The following is an 18,537-nucleotide window of genomic DNA, read 5'->3' as shown; positions in this document are numbered from 1 at the left end:
CTCAGACCCGCGTATGGCCCTCTATCCCGTCATCATGGCCGGTGGCTCCGGCACCCGCTTCTGGCCGCTGTCCCGCCAGGCCCGTCCGAAGCAGTTCCTCCCGCTCGCCTCCAAGCACCCGCTGCTCACCGACACCGCCCTGCGCCTGAAGGGCCTGGCGCCGGTGAAGAACACCTTCATCGTCTGCGGCCCCGTGCACGCGAAGACGGCCTTGAAGCTGGTCAAGGGCCTGCCCAAGGGCAACCTCCTGGTGGAGCCCGTGGCGCGCAACACCGCGCCCGCCATCGCGCTGGCCGCCCTCCAGGTGGCCGCGCGCGACCCGCGGGGCATCCTCGCGGTGCTGCCGTCGGATCACCACGTCGCGGACGTGAAGGGCTTCCAGCGCACGCTCGCGGAGGCCGCGCGCATCGCGGAGGGCGGCCACATCGTCACGCTGGGCATCAAGCCCGCGCGCCCGGAGACGGGCTATGGCTACATCCAGGTGGGTGACGCGCTGGAGGGCGGCGGCCGCGGCGTGAAGGCTTTCAAGGAGAAGCCCGACCTCAAGACGGCGCAGGCGTACCTGGCCGGCGGCGACTACCTGTGGAACGGCGGCATCTTCGTCTTCCGCGCGGACGTGATGCTGGAGGCCTTCCAGAAGCACATGCCGGAGATGCGCAAGGGCCTGGACGCGCTCCAGAAGGCCGCGGGCAAGCGCACCTTCTCCGCCGTGCTCAAGCGCGTGTTCCCCAAGCTGCCCTCCATCTCCATCGACTACGGCGTGATGGAGAAGGCGGAGAACATCGCGGTGCTGGACGGCGACTTCGGCTGGTCCGACGTGGGCTCCTTCGCCGCCATCCCCGAAGTGCGCCCCGCCGACGCGCAGGGCAACGTCGTCTCCGGCGACGCGGTGCTGGTGGACTGCACCAACTGCGTGGTGCTGGGGGACAAGCGGACCCTCTCCGTCGTCGGCATGCACGACGTGGTGGTGGTGGACTCCGGCGACGCCGTCCTCGTCGTCCCCAAGGACAAGAGCCAGGACGTCCGCAAGGTCGTCGAAGCCCTCAAGGCGAAGAAGCGCCTGAAGCTGCTGTAGGAGCGTCTGTAGGCCCGGGGGATACCCCGCCCCCTGTTTCCCCTCACACGTTTCTTCCCGGGGTGCCCTGTCATTTCTACAGGGTGCCCCGAGCCATTTCAGGCGGTTGCCGGCACCTTCGGGCGGTTGGAGTGTCGGAAGGTGGATGGAAGGGCTCCCCGGGCACGGGGCGCGGAGGTTGCAAGTCCAACCCGGGTCCGCCCCATTCAGGGGGCGTCAGGCGGGGATGGCGATGGGCTGCAAGCGCTGCGTGGTGGATCACCAGAACGGGGAGGCCTGCCCCGTGGAAGCGCCGTCGGTGGCCGGGGACTCGCTGGAGGGCCAGCGGCACGGGCCCCTGCTCTTGAAGCGCCGGCTGGAGTCAGGCGCGGTGGCGGCGGTGTACCTGGCGGAGTACGTGCCCACGGGGCACCGCTTCGCCGTGAAGGTGCTGCATGCGCACCTGGCGGCGCGGCCGGCGGTGCGTGCGCGCTTCATCGCGGAGGCGCTCGCGCAGCGCAACGTCGTGCACCGTCACGTGGCGCGCGTGCTGGACGTGCGCCCCGGTCCCCAGGGGCTGCCCTGTGTGTTGATGGAGGCGCCGGAGGGCGAGTCGCTGAGCGCGATGCCGCTGCCGCTGTCCCCGGTGGAGGCGGGCGAGGTGCTGGCGCAGGCGCTCGTGGGGCTGGAGGCGGCGCATGCGCGCGGGCTGGTGCATGGGGACCTCACGCTGGACTCGCTGGTCGTCACGCGCGACGCGAAGGGGGCGCGGCGGGTGCTGGTGCGCGACTTCGGCGCGGGCATCGTGCGGGACGCGGCGCTGTCGCGGGAGGAGCGCGCCCGGGGCATGACGGTGGGCTCGCCCACGTTCATGGCGCCCGAGCAGTGCGCCGGGGTCTCCGGTGGGCCTCGCGCGGACGTGCACGCGCTGGGCGTCGCGGGCTACCTGCTCGTCACCGGGCGGCTGCCGTTCGGGCTGGGGCGCTCCGCGGACGTGGTGCTGTTCCCGCCGCATGCGCTCAACGCGAGCGTGCCTCCGGCGCTGTCCACCGTGCTGCTGCGGGCGCTGGCCGCGCGTCCGGAGGACCGCTTCGACAGCGCGCGGGCCTTCCGCGTCGCGCTCGCGCAAGCGCTGGGCATGGAGGTCGGTGTCCGGGATGCGTCGGCGGATGCGCGCGAGGACGTCTCGTCGGAGGTCGTGACGGAGCGTGACGCGCTGGACGACATCGACATCGTGGAGGACGTGCCGGAGTGGGGCGGCGCGGCTTCGAGCATGGAGGACGCGGCGCTGCGCGCGTCGGACGGCCTCCTCTCCAATGCGCGCGCGGGCGAGGTGGCCATGCGCGCGGAGGTGGCCGCGTTCTGGGCGTCGGCCGTGGCGCTGCTGGGGCCCTCGGAGCCGGAGGGCGCCGTGGGGGCCGCCGCCGCGTCCCGGGCCGGTTCCCCGGGCGCCGCCGACGCCGCGTCCGCCGCGCAGGGGGCCATCACCCCGGGGGCTGCGTCCGCCGACGGCGCGAGCGCGGCCCCCATCCTGCTGGTGAACCCGGCGTCTTCCGCGCAAGGGGGCGCGCCCATCCTGCTAGTGGACCCGGCCTCGCCGCTGGACGTCGCCCCGGTGGCGGCGCCGCACGCGACATCCACCCTGGGCGCCGCCGCCATCCCCTTCATGCACCTGGCGCCCTCCGTGGAGGCCGCCCCGATTCCGTTGATCCAGCCGGCGTCCTCGCAGCCGCCCACGGTGCCCATCGCGCTGGTGGACCGCGTGTCGGGCGACGCTGGCGTGCCCGCCGCGCTGGAGAGCCCGGTGCCGCCGCTGGAGGCCTCCGCGCCCCGCACGGACGCGCCGTCGGACCTGCGCGTGCGCCTGGGTCTCACGCCGGGCGAGGTGCTCCAGCCGGTGTCCGTGAGCGACGTCGCCCCGGAGGGCCTCTTCGCCGAGTGCCAGGGCGCGTCGCTGCCGCCGCTCGCCGCGCGCCTGCCGGTGGAGGTGTCCTTCCGCGGTGAGACGGCCGTGGGCGCGTGCGACGTCGTCCGCCACGTCACCTTCGACGAGGCGCGCACCTGGAACGTGCCCGCCGGCGTCTTCGTCCACTTCTCCGACGAGTACCCGGCGCTGGTCCGGCTCCTCACGCGCGCCCTCCTTGAGGACCTGGAGCCCGCGCCCGACGCGGGGCTGGCCCGGATGCTGTCGCGCGCGGAGGCCGTCGCCCGGGACCCGTACACCCTGCTGGGCGCGAAGCCCGACGCGGACTTCGCCGACGTGCGCCGCCGCGCCCAGGCCGCGCTGCGCCGCCTGGATGCGTTCCAGGACCGCGTGCTGCCCACCTCCCAGCGTCAGGCGCTGGAGGCCCTGCGCATCCGGGTGCTGGCCGCGCAGCGGATGCTGGGCGAGCCCCTGTCCCGCGTGGGCTACGACGCCACCCGGGGCAACGTCGCGGGCCTCGCCCGGTGTGTCGCGGCCGGCGTCCCCGAGCCGACGATGGAGGCCCTGCGCAGCGCCTTCCTCGCGGCCCGCCCGGAGGTGGAGACGAAGGCCCGCGCCCTGTTCACCCGGGGACATGCCTTGGAGGCCCAACGGTCCCTGCCGGCGGCCCTGGAATGCTACGCGGAGGCCCTGAAGCTGGACCCGCTGAACACGTCGTGGCTGAAGCACTACCAGTCCCTGCGGCAGCAGGTGCCCATGGGGGCCGGGGCGCGAATGACCGGGGCCATGGCCTGATGGGGTCCATTACCCGTCAACGGGGGGAGGGCAGGGGAGGTGACGCCCACCCCAGGAGCAGCCGGGCGTTCAGCAGTGGGAGCGCGGCGTTCGGGTGTGTGCAGCCCCCGGGGCCGCTCGTGTAGTGTTCGCCGCCCTCCGCCGAGCCCTCACGGCCGGGACAGGGGTGGGGACACTGCCATGAACGCGCACATCTTTCGCGAGTACGACATCCGGGGTCTGGTGGACAAGGACCTCACCATCGAGGTGGTGGAGCTGCTGGGCCTGGGCCTGGGCACCATGATCCGCCGCAAGGCCGGGACCTCCATCGCGGTGGGCCGCGACTGCCGCGAATCCTCCACGCGCTTCCGCGACGCGCTCGCGAAGGGCCTCACCGCCACCGGCCTGGACGTCTACGACGTGGGCGTGGTGCCGACGCCGCTGACGTACTTCGCGGCGAACACGCTGCCCGTGGATGGCCTGGCCATGATCACGGGCAGCCACAACCCGCCCGAGTACAACGGCTTCAAGATTGGCGCGGGCAAGACGACCTTCCACGGCCACGAAATCCAGGAGCTGCGCCGCATCATCGAGGCGAAGGACTTCGCCACCGCCTCCAAGCCCGGCAAGGTCACGCCCTACGACATCGTCACGCCCTACAACCACTTCGTCCGCCAGACGGTGAAGGTGGGCCGCCAGGGGATGAAGATCGTCATCGACGCGGGCAACGGCACGGGCGGTGAGATCGCCGTCCCGCTGTTCCGCAGCATGGGCTTCGACGTGGTGCCCCTGTTCTGTGAGATGGACGCGAACTTCCCCAACCACCACCCGGACCCCACGGTGGTGGAGAACCTCCAGGACCTCATCAAGGCGGTGAAGTCGGAGAAGGCGGAGGTGGGCATCGCGTACGACGGCGACAGCGACCGCATCGGCGTCATCGACGACCAGGGCAACGTGCTCTGGGGTGATCAGATCATGGTGCTCTTCAGCCGCTACGTGCTGAAGGAGGCCCCGGGCGCGGCCATCGTCGGCGAGGTGAAGTGCAGCTACACGATGTACGACGACATCGCGAAGCACGGCGGCAAGCCGGTGATGTGGAAGGCGGGGCACTCCCTCATCAAGGCGAAGATGAAGGAAGAGCACGCGGAGCTGGCCGGCGAGATGAGCGGCCACATCTTCTTCAAGCACCGCTACTACGGCTTCGACGACGCGGTGTACGCGTCCGCGCGCCTGCTGGAGATCCTGACCCACGAGAAGAAGACGCTGTCGCAGCTCCTGTCGGACGTGCCGAAGACCTACGCCAGCCCGGAGCTGCGCTTCGACACGAAGGAGGAGAAGAAGTTCGCGATGGTGAAGCGTGCCACGGAGATCCTCCGCGACGCGGGCCACGAGATCATCGACGTGGACGGTGTGCGCGTGACGTTCCCGGACGGCTGGGGCCTCATCCGCGCGTCGAACACGCAGCCCATCCTGGTGCTGCGCTTCGAGGCGAACACCGAGGCGCGCCTGAAGGAGATCCAGGCGCTCATCGACAGCACGGTCGCCCAGGCGCAGAAGGACGTCGGCGCCTGAGGCGCGGCGTTCCACGCGAAGCACCGCACACGCAACCGTAGGGAGGGAGTTGGCCATGCCGACGCTGGGAATCGACCTGGGCGGGACGTCCGTCCGGGCCGCGGTGGTGGACGCGAAGGGCAAGGTGCTTTCGAGCGCCAAGGTGGCGGTGACGGACCGCAAGCCACAGGGCGTGGTGGAGACCATCGCCCAGGCGGCGGACGAAGCGCTGAAGCGCTCCGGCGTGAAGGTGGACGGCTGCGGCGTGGGCGCGGCCGGGCAGATCCACAAGGACTCCGGCGTCATCTCCGTGGCGCCCAACCTGGGCTGGCGCAACGTTCCCCTGGGCGACCTGCTCCAGAAGCGGCTGGGCTTCGGGGTGAAGGTGGTGAACGACCTGTCCGCCGCGGCGTGGGGTGAGCTGCAAGCGGGCGCGGGTCGCGGGGCGCAGGACATGCTGGTGGTGTTCGTGGGCTCCGGCGTGGGCAGCGCCATCATCGCGGACGGGCGGCTGGTGCAGGGCGGCGGCGGCGTGGCCGGTGAGCTGGGCCACATCAAGGTGGTGCCCGGCGGCCGGCTGTGCGGCTGCGGCGAGCACGGCTGCCTGGAGGCGTACGTGGGCGGCCACAACCTCATCGCACAGACGAAGGAGCTGCTGGCGTCGGGGCGCTCGCGCATCCTGGAGTCGCTCGTCGCGGACAGCGACCCGGACAGCATTACGCCGGTGACGCTGGAGAAGGCGGCGGACGCGGGCGACGCGGAGGCGAAGGAACTCCACGAGCGCGCCTCCCGCTTCCTGGCCATCGCGGTGGCCAACCAGGTGACGGTGCTGAATCCGTCGCGGCTGCTGCTGGGCGGCGGCGTGCTGACGTACTGCCCGGGCATCCGGCAGCGCGTGCTGGACGGCGTGCAGATGTGGGCGTCGCAGACGTCGCGCGAGGGCCTGCTCGTCGCCGACGCGGAGCTGGGCGACGACAGCGGCATCATCGGAGCGGCGCTGCTGGTCGCGTGAGGTCTCCCGGGCGCGGGGGCTTCCCCCGCGCCGGGCGCTACGGCTTCTTCGGAGCCTGCTTCGGCTCCACCGGGGATGCCGGCACCAGCCGGGCGATGCGGCCCTCTTCACCTACCGCATAGGCCGTGTCCTGCTTGCGCCGCGGTGAGGACACGGCATGGAAGCCGGTGGCGTCCAGCGGCTCCCACGTCCTGCCTCCATTCACCGAAATGTCCGAACCCGTGGGGCCCACGGCCACGAACGTCGGCCGCCTGGCGTGCATCAACGACGCCACGCAGGAGCGGTAGCCCTTCAGTGAAGTCCCCGAAGGCCCGCTCCAGCTCTTCCCGCCGTCGAACGTGACGGCCGCGGTGCCCGCGGTCTCCTCTGGCTTCTTGTGGTTGCCGCCCACCGCCATGCCCGCCTTCGGGCTCCAGAAGAGGAGCGAGAAGACGCCCGCGCCTTCCCCGGTGGCCAGCGGCGTCGTGGCGATGTTCCAGTTCTGGCCCCGGTCCGCTGAATACAGCACGCGCGCCGCGGAGCCCCCCAGCCCGAACCAGACGTGGGACGTGCCCTGCACCGCGATGCTCGTGCCGCTGGCGGCGAAGCCCGCCTCCCCCGGGAGCGCGGGCGGCAGCGCTTCCTTCCTCACGGGCTTCCACGTCGCGCCGCCATCCTCGGTGGTGATGACGACGAAGTGTCCGTCCACCGGGTCGCTGAACGCGATGCCGTGCTGCTCATCCCAGAAGGCCATGCCGTCGAAGAACGCGCCCGGCACGGCGTTGGTGAACTGGAGCTTCCACGTCGCGCCCCCGTCCGTCGTCTTGTAGATGCGCGACTTGTCGCCCGTGCCAATGGAAAGCAGGTACGCGGTGCGCTCGCTGAAGGCATCCACGTCTCGGAAGTCGAGCCCCTCCGCGCCCGGCACGGTGGCCGCCTTCCACGTCTTCCCGCCGTCCGTGGTGCGCACGAAGGTGCCCTTGTCCCCGCTGGCCCAGGCCACGCGCGCATCCACCGCGCTGACCCCGCGCAGCCGCACCGTCGTCCCGCTCACCTGGGGCTCCCACCGCATGTCCGCGCTGCCCAGCGCCAGCCACGTCGCCAACCACACCGCTGCTGCTGTCGTCATGTCCCCGCGCCTCCCAGGGGGCCCGGCACGTCGGACCCGGGCGGATGCAAACACAGGTGCCGGGCCTCGTGCGCGGCCGCGGCGTCAGGCGAGCGGGCCGCACCGGAGCGTCTGCTCCAGCGCCGTCTTGAGCCGCGTCTTGAACTGGGTGACGCCCATGGGGGTGCTCAGGCCGTTCATCGTGTTCCAGACCTCCACCAGGTTCGCGGCCGAGGCTCCCCCGGCGGACGCGGTCGTATAGGTGACGCCCTGCACCCGCGTCGGGTCGAGGAGCGACTGCCGGCTGTGGGGCTCGACCAGGGCCGCGGGGACCGCGTTGTGCTTGCCGCCGTACCACGTCAGCCAATCACCGAAGGACAGGTTGGGCGCCTGGGCATCCGTCGGAAGGGTTCCTTCGAGGAGCATCCTCACGCCTTCGACGTGCAGGCCGCACATCACGGTCGTGCTGAGCAGGACCCGTGCGGCGGGCTTGACCGCGTAGGCCTGGGCGATCCACCGATGGACGTGCCCGAGGCGCAGGGCGATGCGGTCCACCTCCTCGCGGATGCCATGCAGGAGGACGTTCGGGTACGTGCGCCCGCTGACCCACGCGCCCCCCAGGGCCGTGGCCTTGAAGCCCGCGTTGAGCTCCTGGGCGTCGTAGGGGGCGGACAGCTTGTTGATCTCCCAGGCGTTGTTTTCGTACCGGGCCGTGAAGACGCCCCCGACGTTGCTGAACTCCTCCGGAGTGATGTGGAGCACCCGTTGCAGCGCGCAGTGGTTGATCAGGTTCGTGTTCACGCCCGGGTAGCAGAACGCCATCTCCGCATCGATGAGGTAGGGGCCATCCGCCGTGGCCATCACGTTCTCCTCGTGGAGGTCCGTGATGCCGAACAGCGCCGCCACCGCGACGAGCCGGCCCAGCTTCCGGAAGTACATCCCCTGGTCGGCGTCCGGAATCACGGGGGTCTTCTCGATGCGCTGCATGTAGCCGTATTCGCCCCGGCTGTGCGGGAACGCGATGATGCGGATGGCCGGGAGGTCCGGGTCGAGCGCCGCGAAGAGGCTGTCGGTGTAGGGCGATAGCGCTGGGTGGTGCGTGCGAGACAGCTCATAGGAGCGACGGTCCCCCATGAGCATGAGCTGGAAGGTGAGGTCCGACGGCTTGTAGACGACGCCCCGTCCGTCCGAGTACCGCAGCAGGACGACGCGGTGCCCACCCCGGTGGGGGTCGCTTCCCGTGACGTGCAGGGTGCTCAAGGTCCCCGTGATGCCAAAAGCCCGTCTCAACAGGTCGCGGTCCCAGGCGAGCCGGCTGAGCAGGTCCGCCCCGAACGTCACGTGCGCCTGCACGACCTGATCAATCAACCGCCAGACGCGCTCCGCGCGCGTGACCGTGAGCGTCTTCACCGTGCCCACCAGGCCGCGGCCCAGGCCCCATGCGGCCCGGCTCAACCGGTAGGCGCGGAGGTTCGCCAGCACGCTCGTGTCTCCGTCCACCGTCGCCAGGAGGTGCGCGCACGTGCAGGGACCGAACAGGTCCACCGCCGCCCGGGTGAGGAAGTTCGAGGACAGCAGCAGCGGCAGGAGGCTGCTGCCGAAATAGGGGCCGTACTGGTAGCCGGTGATCCGGTCCACCAGCATGCGGAGCGCCGCGCGCATCCACGGATGCGGCGGCACCGGGTCCGGCACGAAGAGTCCACCATGCCTCGCGCGCCTCAGGGCAACGGCAGCCTGGGTCAGGGCCTGGTCGATCTCGGTGTCGTACATGGTGGGACTCAGGGTCCCACTGTCTTTCACCCGACGTCAAACCCTAGCGGGGCGGAGGCACCGCGGCGTCGGGCAGGGTGAGGTCCTCGGGCATGAACGTGACGTGGCACCTGTCCAATTGGGGCCCGCAGGCGCGGTCCAGGTCGCCGCGCGTGTCACAGCCCGGGCGCTCCTCGCAGGTGTCCGGCAGGAAGGCCCAGACGAACTGGAGCACGTTGCCGCCCCGGCCCTCCGGCAGCGCGGCAAGGAAGTCCTGCTGGTGCGCTTCAAACAGGCGCGCCAGGTGCACGGTGTCACCCGCCAGCCGCACGTGGCGCGGGTTGCCCATGAAGCGGCGGCTGGCGTCGTTGAGCTGCGCGTCCAGGAACTCCGGCTGGTAGGGCGCGCCGTCCAGCGAGGGCCCGCCGCGCGTCCCCTGGAAGAGGGCGAAGTGCACGCGCGGGTCGGCGTACTCATCCAGGATGCGCTGCTCCAGCGCCCACAACGTCAGCCGCTCGCCGCCCACCGGCCACGCGCGGCCCCAGTAGAAGCGCCCGAACCCCATGGACGAGACGCCCTCCGGATGCCGCTCCACGAGCTGCAGGAGCACCAGGGCGTTGTACGCGTTGAGCCAGTACGCGAGCCCGTCCTCCTGCGTGGGGAACAGCTCCGGCCGCAGGCGCGGCGACACCGACGCGAGCGACGCCACGAATTGCTCCAGCGCCGCGCGGTCCTGCTGGAGCCCGGCGAAGTCCAGGTCCCCGCTGGGACGCACGCGGTCCAGGGCGCTCGCGTAGGGGGTGTAGGTGAAGGGCCCGGCCGCCACGGGCACGGCCGCCGGGAGTGCGCCGCGCACGTACAACACCGCCCCCGCGACGAGCACCGCCAGCACGGCCAGGGCCACGCCGAAGAGACCGATGGCCCGGCGGCGGAAGGGAACGGGAGCGCTCACGGCGCGGCAGTCTATGACAGCCACCGGGGACAGCCCCCAGGGACAGCCTCCCAGCCGCTTCCGGACAGCGGCGGGTTTCCAGGGGCCGCGCCCGGGGTCATCCCCGACAGCCCGCTATACTGCCACCGCCATGGAGCCTACCCCCGACGTTGTCCGGCACTTCCATCCGGTGCTCCCCTCCCGTCTGCTCCGCCAGCACCCCGTGCGGGTGGAGCTGGCGGGCCATGCCTATGCGCTCTTCCGGGATGCCACGGGCCAGGCCGCGGCGCTGTCCGACGCGTGTCCCCACCGCTTCGCGCCGCTGTCGAAGGGGACGGTGACGAAGGAGGGCCAGCTCCAGTGCCCGTACCACGGCTGGCGCTTCGACGCGCGCGGCCACGGCACCAACCCCAGCCAGCCGGAGCTGCGCCACTGCGAGGCGCGCAGCTTCCAGGTGGTGGAGCGCCATGGATACCTGTGGCTCGCGCACGCGAACACGCCCGTGTCCGCGATGCCGCGGCTGGCGGGCGACGACTACGTCTTCGGGGGGACCTTCTCCACGCTGTTCCAGGCGCCGCTGCACGTGACGCTCGACAACTTCAGCGAGGACGAACACACGCCCTACGTCCACACGCGGCTGGGGTGGAACGGCGCGCAGGCCGGCGCGGTGGAGTTCGAGGCGCACAACCACGAGGACCACACGGAGGTGCACTACCGCGCCCCGCAGCGGCCCGCGCCCATCATGCGCCTGCTCCTGGTGGGCCCCGGGGACTTCTTCCACAACGACTGGGTGACGCGCTTCGACCCGGTGCGCAGCATCTACACCATCCACTGGAAGTCCGCGGACGGCGCGCCACGTCCCTTCATCACGCAGGCGCACATCTTCTTCGTGCCGGAGACGGCGCGCACCACGCGCCTGCACGTCTTCTCCTTCCTGCGCACGTCCATGCCGCTGCTGAAGCCGCTGCTGCCCCTGGCGGCGAAGGCCGCGCTGGGCCTCACCTGGTGGGAGGTGCGCGATGACGCGCGCTTCATCCCCACCGTGGCGGACACGCCCTACAGCCACAAGGGCATGCGGTTGGACCGGTACGACAAGCCGCTGGTGCACCAGCGCAAGCTCATGGAGCGCATCTACTACGCGCGCGAGCCGGAGGCCGTGCCCCGGGTCATCCATGAGGCCACGGGCACGTAGTGTTCGGCCCCCTCGCGGCGAAGCACCGCGAGGGATTGCACCGTGTCGTCAGTGCATGGACGGAGCGGGCTCTGCTTCCCCGTAGATGGGAACCGCTTCCCCGGTGACCGCCTCGTGGGCGTTGCAGCCGCTGTCGCTGGAGACCAGCAGCGCGAACTGCTTCAGCTGGGGTTGGTTGCAGCTCTGGACCTCGCCGTCGCTGGGCTCATCGCTGTTGCCAGCGAAGAAGCGACAGTCCTTGCAGTTGCCCCAGGATGCGTCCGCCATGATTCCCTCCTCGTGGAAGCGGGTCCTGTCTGGAGGGTGGGGCTGATGACGGGCCACCACAACGCGGGACCTGCCTCCCACCCGGGAGGGCGGGGGACCCGGCGCCCCAGGAGGGCGCCGGGAATTTCCTTCCACGCCTACGGCTGGGGCGCGGGCTGCTGCTGCACCGGGGCCGGCTGCTGCTCCGGCTGCTGCTGCGCCGGGGCCTGCTGCTGCCCGGGCTGCGCCGACACGCCGGGCTGGGCGCCCAGGGCCGCCGCGTCCTTGCGCACCGAACCGGACTCGAACGAGCCCATGGCGTTGAGCAGGCGCAGCGCGGCCAGGGACGCCTGGAGGCGCTCGGACACGAAGCCGACCTCCGCGTTGGTGAGCGACGTGTTGGCGTCCGCGACCTCCAGGTACGTGGCCATGCCCGCCTGGAAGCTCACGTCGGTGAGGCGGTTGGACTCGCGCGCCAGACCCAGGGCCTCCTCGGCCTTGGAGCGGTTGGCGAGCGCGTTCTCCAGGTCCAGCTTGGAGCGACGCACCTCCTCCTTCACGCGGGCCTGGGCCAGCTGCTGGCTCACCGTGGCCTCACGCACGCGCGACGACGCCTCGGAGAGGTTCGCCTCGCGCAGGCCGCCGTCGAACAGCGTCCAGCTGGCGCCGAAGGTGATGGCCCACGTCTCGTTCTGGCCCGTGAAGCCCGCCGCGTTCGCGATGCGGTACGCGCCCGTGACGCCCAGCGTGGGCAGGTAGCTCAGGATGACGCCCGTCTTGTTGATGCGCGTCAGCTTCAGGCCCACTTCAGCGGCCTGCACGTCCGAGCGCTCCTGGAGCGCCTGGTTCACCAGGTCGTCCGGCGACGCCTGCGCGGGCACCTGCGGCTCCGGCGGCGGGGCCAGGTCGAAGTCCGGGTCGCGCTGGATGAGCGTGCCCAGCGCCAGCTTCAGGCCCGCGAGCGCGTTCTTCGCGCGCACCAGGTCCTGCTCCGCGCGCGAGCGATCCAGCTGCGCACGCAAGAGCGCCACGCGCGTCACCGTGCCCGCGTCGAACCGGGCCTGGGTGTCCTTCTCCCGCGCCTGGGTCAGCTCCAGCAGGCGCTCCTGGGCCCGCAGCGCTTCCTGCTGCGCGGCGGCGCCGTAGTAGGCCTGCGCCACGCCGAAGAGCACCTGCCGGCGCGCCGTCTGCGTGTTGAGCTCCGCCAGCTTCACCGCCTTGTACGAGGCCGCGATACCCGCCCACAGCTGGGGCGCGATGATGGCCTGGCGCACCTCCGCCTGCGCGCCCTGCTGGATGAGCGGCTGGATGACGATGTCCACCGGGGCGATGGGGCCCGCCGGGATGACGGCCGCCACGTTGTTGCGCGTGATGGACGCACCCACGCTGATGTTGGGCAGGTAGCCGGCCCAGGCCCTGCGCGTCGCGAGCGAGGCCTGCTCGAAGCGCTCCTGGGCGATCTTCAAATCGAGGTTCTGCTGACGGGCGGACTCCAATGCCTCGTCCAGCGACAGTACAGGCGCCGCGGCCAGGGCCGCCGACAGGGAAAGCGCCAGAAGGGTACTCATACCGCCTTGACCTCCTCACCGTCCCGCGGGAGCGCGAGGCGGATCCGTCCGGTGGACGACTGCGTTGCGTCCTCTACCCGACCCCGGAGCCTCGTGAAAGTACTCCGCACTGTCGGATGTTGGAATATCCGGAATGTAGTAGCCCTCAAAGGTTGAGGGTGTCAATTGTTTAGGCGACCCGTGTGAATTAGTGTGAAGGAACCATGAACGGTCTTGGCGAAGGTCACAGCGAGCAGGCAGGGCGTCCGCCGGAGGCCCGCACCCCGGTGTCGGAAGAAGGGGAGGTGAGGCTGGCGCAGCAGGCGTGGACGCTGCTGTTCGAGCTGCTCCACACGCACATGCGCAACTTCCCCGCGTTGGCGGCGGAGTTCGACCTGTCCCCGGTGCAGGCCCACGTCCTGCGGCAGCTGGGGGAAGGCGCGCTCGCGATGAGCACGCTCGCCACCTACCTGTCGTGTGACGCGTCCAACGTGACGGGGCTGGTGGACCGGCTGGAGGCGCGCAAGCTGGTGGAGCGGCGCAGCAGCGAACAGGACCGGCGGGTGAAGATGCTGGTGCTGACGGAGGCCGGCGCGGAGCTGCGCGGTCGGCTGATGGCGCGGATGATGTCGCCGCCGCCCTTCATCGCCGCCATGCCGGAAGAGGACCTGGCGGCGCTGGGCGACATCATGCGCCGCGCGCTCAAGACGCAGTAGGCGCCCGGTCAGTCCAGCAGGAACGTGTACGAGTACTTCATCTCCGTGGCCACGGCCTCGCCGCCCTTGATGGCGGGCTTGAAGCGGAAGCGCCGGATGGCATCGCGCGCTGCTTCATTGAGGCCATAGCCGGGCCCGGAGATGACCTTCACGGTGCCCACCTTGCCGTCCGCGTCGATGGTGATGGACAGCGTCACCGTGCCCTCGACGCCGGCGCGGCGCGCCTCGTCCGGGTAGGGGATCTTCACCTCGGACGCGACGGTGGGCTCGGAGTCCACCTGGTACACGGGCACGTACTTCGGCGCCGAGTAGCCCTTCACTTCCTTGGGGTCCTTCGCGGGGCCGTTGGCCTTGCCGTAGGCGGTGTTGCCCACGGGCGCGGCGAAGGAGCCCGCGCTGGTGGTGGACGACATGGTCATGCCCACGACGAGCGGCGGCGGCTTCGCCTGCGGCTCCGGCGGCGGCGTGTCGTTGGGCGGCGGCGGCGCTTCGGTCTGGGGCGGGGGCTTGGGCGCCTGCGCGACCTTGATGGGCGGCGGCTTCACCGGCTTCACCTTGGGCGGCGGTGGCGGCTCCTCCTTCTTCTCCTCCGGCGGGGGCGGCGGGGGAGGCTTCTGCACCTCCACCATGACCAGCTCCACCGGACGTTGGACGACCACCTGCTTGCGGCCCTCCATCCTGGACAGCAGCCAGAAGCCGCTCGCGTGCAGCGCGAGCGACACGAGGAGGAAGCCGAGCACGAACCGCGTGGAGCGGTCCCGCTGGGGCGACAGGGAGGAAGGGTCGAGGACCGCCTGGCTCATGGTGACTTCGCGTGCCTCTAGGGAGCGGCGGGCGTGGCCGCGGGGGACACGTCCTTCTCGATGTTGAGGGCGAACTTGGCGATGCCCTGGCCCTTCACCACGTCGATGAGGCGCATCACGCGGCCGTAGGCGATGGTCTGGTCCGCGCTGATGATGGCGCGCGTGTCCTTGTCCTTGCTGACGGCCTCCACCACGCGGCGGGACAGGTCCGCTTCGGTGACCTCCGCGCCGTCGAAGTAGAGCTTGCCCTCCTTGTCCAGCACGACGTTCACCAGGCCCTGCACCGTCTCACCGCCGTTGGCGGCGCGGGGCAGGTCCACCTCCACCGTCTCGCGGACGATGAAGTTCGCGGTGACCATGAAGATGATGAGCAGCACCAGCACCACGTCCACCAGCGGCGTGACGTTGATGCCGGTGATTTCCTCGTCGTTGTCGCCCGCGCTCCCGGCCATGACCTAGTTCCCCCCCGCCGCGCCCGGCTTGCGCGCCTTCATGGCGCCCACGAGCGCGTGGCCCAGGGAGGTGGTGCGGCTGGTGAGCGTCTTGAGCTGGCGGCTGAAGATGTTGAAGGCGACGACGGCGGGGATGGCGACCGCGAGGCCCACGGCGGTGGCGACGAGCGCTTCGGAGATGCCCGCCATCACCGTCTGCTGCATGGCGCCGCCCTTGGCGCTCATGGCGCCCAGGTCGTTGAAGGCCTTGATGATGCCGAGCACCGTGCCGAACAGGCCGATGAACGGGGCGTTGTTGCCCAGGGTGCCCAGGAGCGACAGGAAGCGCTCGTACTGGGGGCGCTCGCGGGCGACGGTGGACGCGATGACCTGCTCCACGGTGTCCGGGCCCTGCGACGCGGAGGCCAGGGCCTCGCGGATGACGGCGGCCTCCATGCCCTTCTGGTTCTTCACCTCGGCGCTCACGGCGTCGAACTCGCCGCGCGCCAGCCGCACCGCCAGCGCCTCCGAGTTGGGCAGCCGGTGGCGCGAGAAGTACACGGCGCGCTCCAGCATCACGGCGATGGAGAGCACGGAGAGGATGACCAGCAGCCAGAGCACCCACTCGGCGCTGCCCAGCGTCACCCCGAGCAGCTTGCTGCTCAACCATCCGAGTTCGGGGTGGGCCGCCTGGGCCAGGAGGAAGAAGGACGTCATGGAGGAGATGCCTGGGGGGTGAAGAGTGAGGACTGCCAACGCGCGGGGCAGTCTCTTGTTCCCCTCGACTCAAAAGTCAAATGGATCGGCGGAGGTGTCACGAAGGCGTGGCGAACCATTTGACGGGGAATGGCGGGTCAAGGGCGTGGATGTCGGATGCCCCCTGTCATCGCAGGGGGCGACCGCTGGAGGGCCTGCCGGCACAGGCTCCCGGACATACGTACGCCTGGGGGGATTCGGGCGTTTCCGACTTTCAGGGCCGGCGTTCGGGGCTGGTGGTCTGGGCGGGGTCGCGCTCCACGGCGGGGCCGAGGACGGCGTCGATGCGGCGCAGGAGGTCGGCGTCGAGCTTCACGCCGGTGGCCTTCACGTTGTCGAGCACCTGCTCCGGCTTCGTGGCGCCGATGATGGCGGAGGCGACGCTCTTGTTCTGGAGCACCCAGGCGATGGACAGCTGCGCGAGCGACAGGCCGGCCTCCTGCGCCAGGGGCTTGAGCTGCTGGACGCGGGTGAGCACGTCGTCCGTCATGAAGTTGGTCATGAAGCTGGCGCCCTGCTGGTTGGCGGCGCGGGTGTCTGCCGGCGGGGGCTGGCCGGGCAGGTACTTGCCGGTGAGCACGCCCTTGGCGAGCGGGGACCAGACAATCTGGCCCAGGCCCGCCGCGTCGGAGGCGGGGACGACCTTGGATTCGATGACCCGCCACAGCATGGAGTACTGGGGCTGGTTGGAGATGAAGGGGACGTGCAGCTCGCGGGCGAGCTTCGCGCCGGCGGTGATCTGCTCGGCGGTCCATTCGGAGACGCCGATGTAGAGGGCCTTGCCCTGGCGCACGATGTCCGCGAAGGCGAGCATCGTCTCCTCCAGGGGCGTCTGCGCGTCGTAGCGGTGGGCCTGGTAGAGGTCCACGTAGTCCGTCTGGAGGCGGCGCAGCGAGCCGTGGATGGACTCGATGATGTGCTTGCGCGACAGGCCGCGGTCGTTCTGGCCGGGGCCGGTGGGCCAGTAGACCTTGGTGAAGAGCTCGTAGCCTTCGCGGCGCTGGCCCTTGAGGGCGCGGCCGAGCACGGCCTCGGCCTTGGTGCCGGCGTACACGTCGGCGGTGTCGAAGGTGGTGATGCCCGTGTCGAGCGCCGCCTTCACGCAGGACAGCGCGGCGTCCTCTTCCACCTGGGAGCCGTGCGTGAGCCAGTTGCCGAATGAAATCTCGCTGACCTTCAGACCGCTGCGACCGAGGAACCGGAAGTTCATGCGCGGAAGACTAGCCGCCGGGTCCCGGGGTTCGCACGGATTCGCGTCTTCTCGACGTCTGGAGTTGGGAGGGCGACCGTCCGCGCCGGGATTCGACCGTTCCGGGGCGTCGCTTGTGAACGGAGGGGCGGGTGTCCGACACTGCCTCCCGTCCATGGCCGCCAGCGAAGAACGCCGCTTCCAGTCCCTCGTGCTCGCGCCCATCCGGCGCGTGCGGCGGCGCCTCAACGCCGTGGCCTGGCTGGGCGCGGGACTGGTTCCCGTCTGGGCCACCGCCACCGCGTGCGTGCTGTGCCGGATGCTGCTGCGCAACGCCGCTGTCTGGGCCGTGCCCCCGCTCGTCGTCGCGGGCCTCGCGTGGTGGTTCGTGCGGGCCCGCTCCCGGGGCGTGTCGCTGGAGTACGCGGCGGTGCTCGCGGACCGCTCGGCCGGGGCCGGGGGCCTGCTGCTCACGCGCCTGGAGCGCACCGTCGGTGACTGGGAGCTCTCCCTCAACCAGCTCGCCCAGCAGGTGAAGCTCCCGGAGGTGCCGTGGCGCCGGCCCGTGGGGACGCTGCTGGGCGCGCTCCTGTTCCTCGCCGTGGGGTTCCTCGTTCCGCTGCCCGCCCTTCGCGCGTCGAACATCAACGCCGCCGCCGCGACCCAGGTCGCCGCCGTGCAGGCCCAGGCGGAGGCCCTGGCCCGCGAGGAGCCGCTGGGCCAGGACGTCGAGGAGGAGCTGCGCCGGCTGTCCGACGAAGTGGCCCAGGGCCGCTTCGACTCCGCGGACTGGGAGGCCTCCGATGCCCTGGAGCAGCGGCTCGCCGAACGCGCCTCCGAGGCCGCCGCCGAACTGAACCGCGCCTCCGAGGCCGCCGCCGAACTCGAGGACGCGCTCGCCGCCGCCGGGGGGGCCGAGTCCGCCACCCGTGAGCGCGAGTCCCTGGAGCAGGCCCTCATGGCGCTCGATGCGCGCTCCAACGGAGGGCAGGAACAGGACGGAGCCTCCGAGGACGGCGAACCGCGGGCGGCGTCCGGGCAGGGCTCGCAGGGGCAGGGCGCTGGAGAACAGGGCGGCGACACCCAGGACTCCCAGGCGCGTGAGCAGGGCGGCGACCCGCAGGGCGCTCAGCAGGGCTCGGGCGACCCCTCCCGTGAGGCCCAGGCCCGCGCTTCGGCCCGGGCCCAGGCCTCCGGCTCTCCGGATCAGGTCGCGGACCTGCGCCGCACGCTGGAGCGCCGACAGCAGGCCCTGGCCCAGCGCTTCGGCGAGGAAAACAACGCGGCGGGGAACCGCGGGGCCCAGGCGAGGCGTCCCACCCGGCGGCAGCAGTCCGGCCAGGGACAAGGCCCGCAGGGCCAGGGACAGCGTGGCCAGGGTCAGGGACAGCAGGGCGGGGACGGTGACGGGGAGGGTGAGGGCCAGGGGCAGGGCGGTCAGCACGCGAGCCGGGGCGTGAGGCCGGGCAGGGGCGCGGGCGTGGGGCGGGGCGGCGAGAGCAGCCCGCTCGTCTTCGGCGGCGAGGCGGAGATGGATCCGGACCGGCTCGCCTTCCAGCCGCTGCCGGAGGGGCA

16 protein-coding genes are annotated in these 18,537 nt (G+C 71.3%); 7 read left to right on the top strand and 9 right to left on the bottom strand.

Going from position 1 to position 18,537, the window contains the following annotated elements; translation table 11 throughout:
* Positions 1–13 precede the first annotated feature (13 nt).
* The 4 genes from OV207_RS10065 to OV207_RS10050 all read left to right on the top strand — a co-directional run bounded on the left by OV207_RS10065 (position 14) and on the right by OV207_RS10050 (position 6,315).
* Positions 14–1,075: a mannose-1-phosphate guanylyltransferase gene (locus tag OV207_RS10065; protein ID WP_193350300.1), complete on the top strand. Its 1,062-nt coding sequence runs from the start codon at positions 14–16 to the stop codon at positions 1,073–1,075.
* A 226-nt stretch (positions 1,076–1,301) separates the two neighbouring features.
* On the top strand, positions 1,302–3,773 hold the full coding sequence (locus tag OV207_RS10060; RefSeq protein ID WP_267554565.1) for a protein kinase domain-containing protein: 2,472 nt from the start codon (positions 1,302–1,304) through the stop codon (positions 3,771–3,773).
* A gap of 180 nt (positions 3,774–3,953) precedes the next feature.
* Positions 3,954–5,324 (top strand): phosphomannomutase/phosphoglucomutase, encoded by a 1,371-nt coding sequence (locus tag OV207_RS10055; protein WP_267554563.1) that lies wholly within the window; start codon positions 3,954–3,956, stop codon positions 5,322–5,324.
* Between the two features lie 55 nt (positions 5,325–5,379).
* Complete coding sequence (locus tag OV207_RS10050; RefSeq protein ID WP_267554561.1) at positions 5,380–6,315, top strand: ROK family protein; 936 nt, start codon at positions 5,380–5,382, stop codon at positions 6,313–6,315.
* 37 nt (positions 6,316–6,352) lie between these two features.
* On the opposite strand, the gene OV207_RS10045 is transcribed toward OV207_RS10050, so the two are convergent.
* From OV207_RS10045 to OV207_RS10035, 3 genes are all read right to left on the bottom strand, one after another.
* Positions 6,353–7,423, bottom strand: a complete 1,071-nt coding sequence (locus tag OV207_RS10045) for a WD40/YVTN/BNR-like repeat-containing protein (RefSeq protein ID WP_267554559.1) — start codon at positions 7,421–7,423, stop codon at positions 6,353–6,355.
* An 84-nt stretch (positions 7,424–7,507) separates the two neighbouring features.
* Complete coding sequence (locus OV207_RS10040; protein ID WP_267554558.1) at positions 7,508–9,172, bottom strand: DUF4135 domain-containing protein; 1,665 nt, start codon at positions 9,170–9,172, stop codon at positions 7,508–7,510.
* A 43-nt stretch (positions 9,173–9,215) separates the two neighbouring features.
* Complete coding sequence (locus OV207_RS10035) at positions 9,216–10,103, bottom strand: DUF547 domain-containing protein (RefSeq protein ID WP_267554555.1); 888 nt, start codon at positions 10,101–10,103, stop codon at positions 9,216–9,218.
* A 169-nt stretch (positions 10,104–10,272) separates the two neighbouring features.
* Between OV207_RS10035 and OV207_RS10030 the strand changes: the two genes are divergently transcribed.
* Positions 10,273–11,274, top strand: coding sequence for a Rieske 2Fe-2S domain-containing protein (locus OV207_RS10030; RefSeq protein ID WP_267554553.1), 1,002 nt, complete (start codon positions 10,273–10,275; stop codon positions 11,272–11,274).
* A gap of 48 nt (positions 11,275–11,322) precedes the next feature.
* Here the strand turns inward: OV207_RS10030 and OV207_RS10025 are convergent, their stop codons facing one another.
* Positions 11,323–11,541, bottom strand: coding sequence for a hypothetical protein (locus OV207_RS10025; RefSeq protein WP_193350286.1), 219 nt, complete (start codon positions 11,539–11,541; stop codon positions 11,323–11,325).
* A gap of 137 nt (positions 11,542–11,678) precedes the next feature.
* On the bottom strand, positions 11,679–13,088 hold the full coding sequence (locus OV207_RS10020) for a TolC family protein (protein WP_267554550.1): 1,410 nt from the start codon (positions 13,086–13,088) through the stop codon (positions 11,679–11,681).
* A 203-nt stretch (positions 13,089–13,291) separates the two neighbouring features.
* Here OV207_RS10020 and OV207_RS10015 point away from each other — a divergent pair, with 203 nt between their 5' ends.
* The gene (locus tag OV207_RS10015; RefSeq protein ID WP_267554548.1) at positions 13,292–13,783 is read left to right on the top strand and encodes a MarR family winged helix-turn-helix transcriptional regulator; all 492 of its coding nucleotides are present in this window, start codon (positions 13,292–13,294) and stop codon (positions 13,781–13,783) included.
* An 8-nt stretch (positions 13,784–13,791) separates the two neighbouring features.
* Here OV207_RS10015 and OV207_RS10010 read toward each other — a convergent pair whose 3' ends face one another.
* The 4 genes from OV207_RS10010 to OV207_RS09995 form a co-directional block, all read right to left on the bottom strand.
* Complete coding sequence (locus OV207_RS10010) at positions 13,792–14,586, bottom strand: energy transducer TonB (protein WP_267554546.1); 795 nt, start codon at positions 14,584–14,586, stop codon at positions 13,792–13,794.
* 17 nt (positions 14,587–14,603) lie between these two features.
* Positions 14,604–15,038, bottom strand: a complete 435-nt coding sequence (locus OV207_RS10005; RefSeq protein ID WP_193350278.1) for an ExbD/TolR family protein — start codon at positions 15,036–15,038, stop codon at positions 14,604–14,606.
* 3 nt (positions 15,039–15,041) lie between these two features.
* A complete protein-coding gene (locus OV207_RS10000; RefSeq protein WP_193350276.1) occupies positions 15,042–15,734 on the bottom strand; it encodes a MotA/TolQ/ExbB proton channel family protein in 693 nt (230 codons plus the stop codon).
* Positions 15,735–15,987: 253 nt separating this feature from the next.
* Positions 15,988–16,983 (bottom strand): aldo/keto reductase family protein, encoded by a 996-nt coding sequence (locus OV207_RS09995; protein WP_267554543.1) that lies wholly within the window; start codon positions 16,981–16,983, stop codon positions 15,988–15,990.
* Between the two features lie 154 nt (positions 16,984–17,137).
* On the opposite strand from OV207_RS09995, the gene OV207_RS09990 reads away from it, so the two are divergent.
* The coding region (locus OV207_RS09990) for a hypothetical protein (protein ID WP_267554542.1) at positions 17,138–18,537 on the top strand (1,400 nt) is incomplete at its 3' end.

Origin of the sequence: Corallococcus sp. BB11-1, assembly GCF_026626625.1 — a bacterium.
GTDB classification, from domain to species: Bacteria; Myxococcota; Myxococcia; order Myxococcales; family Myxococcaceae; genus Corallococcus; species Corallococcus soli.
This window is presented reverse-complemented; position numbering and strand designations above follow the sequence as displayed.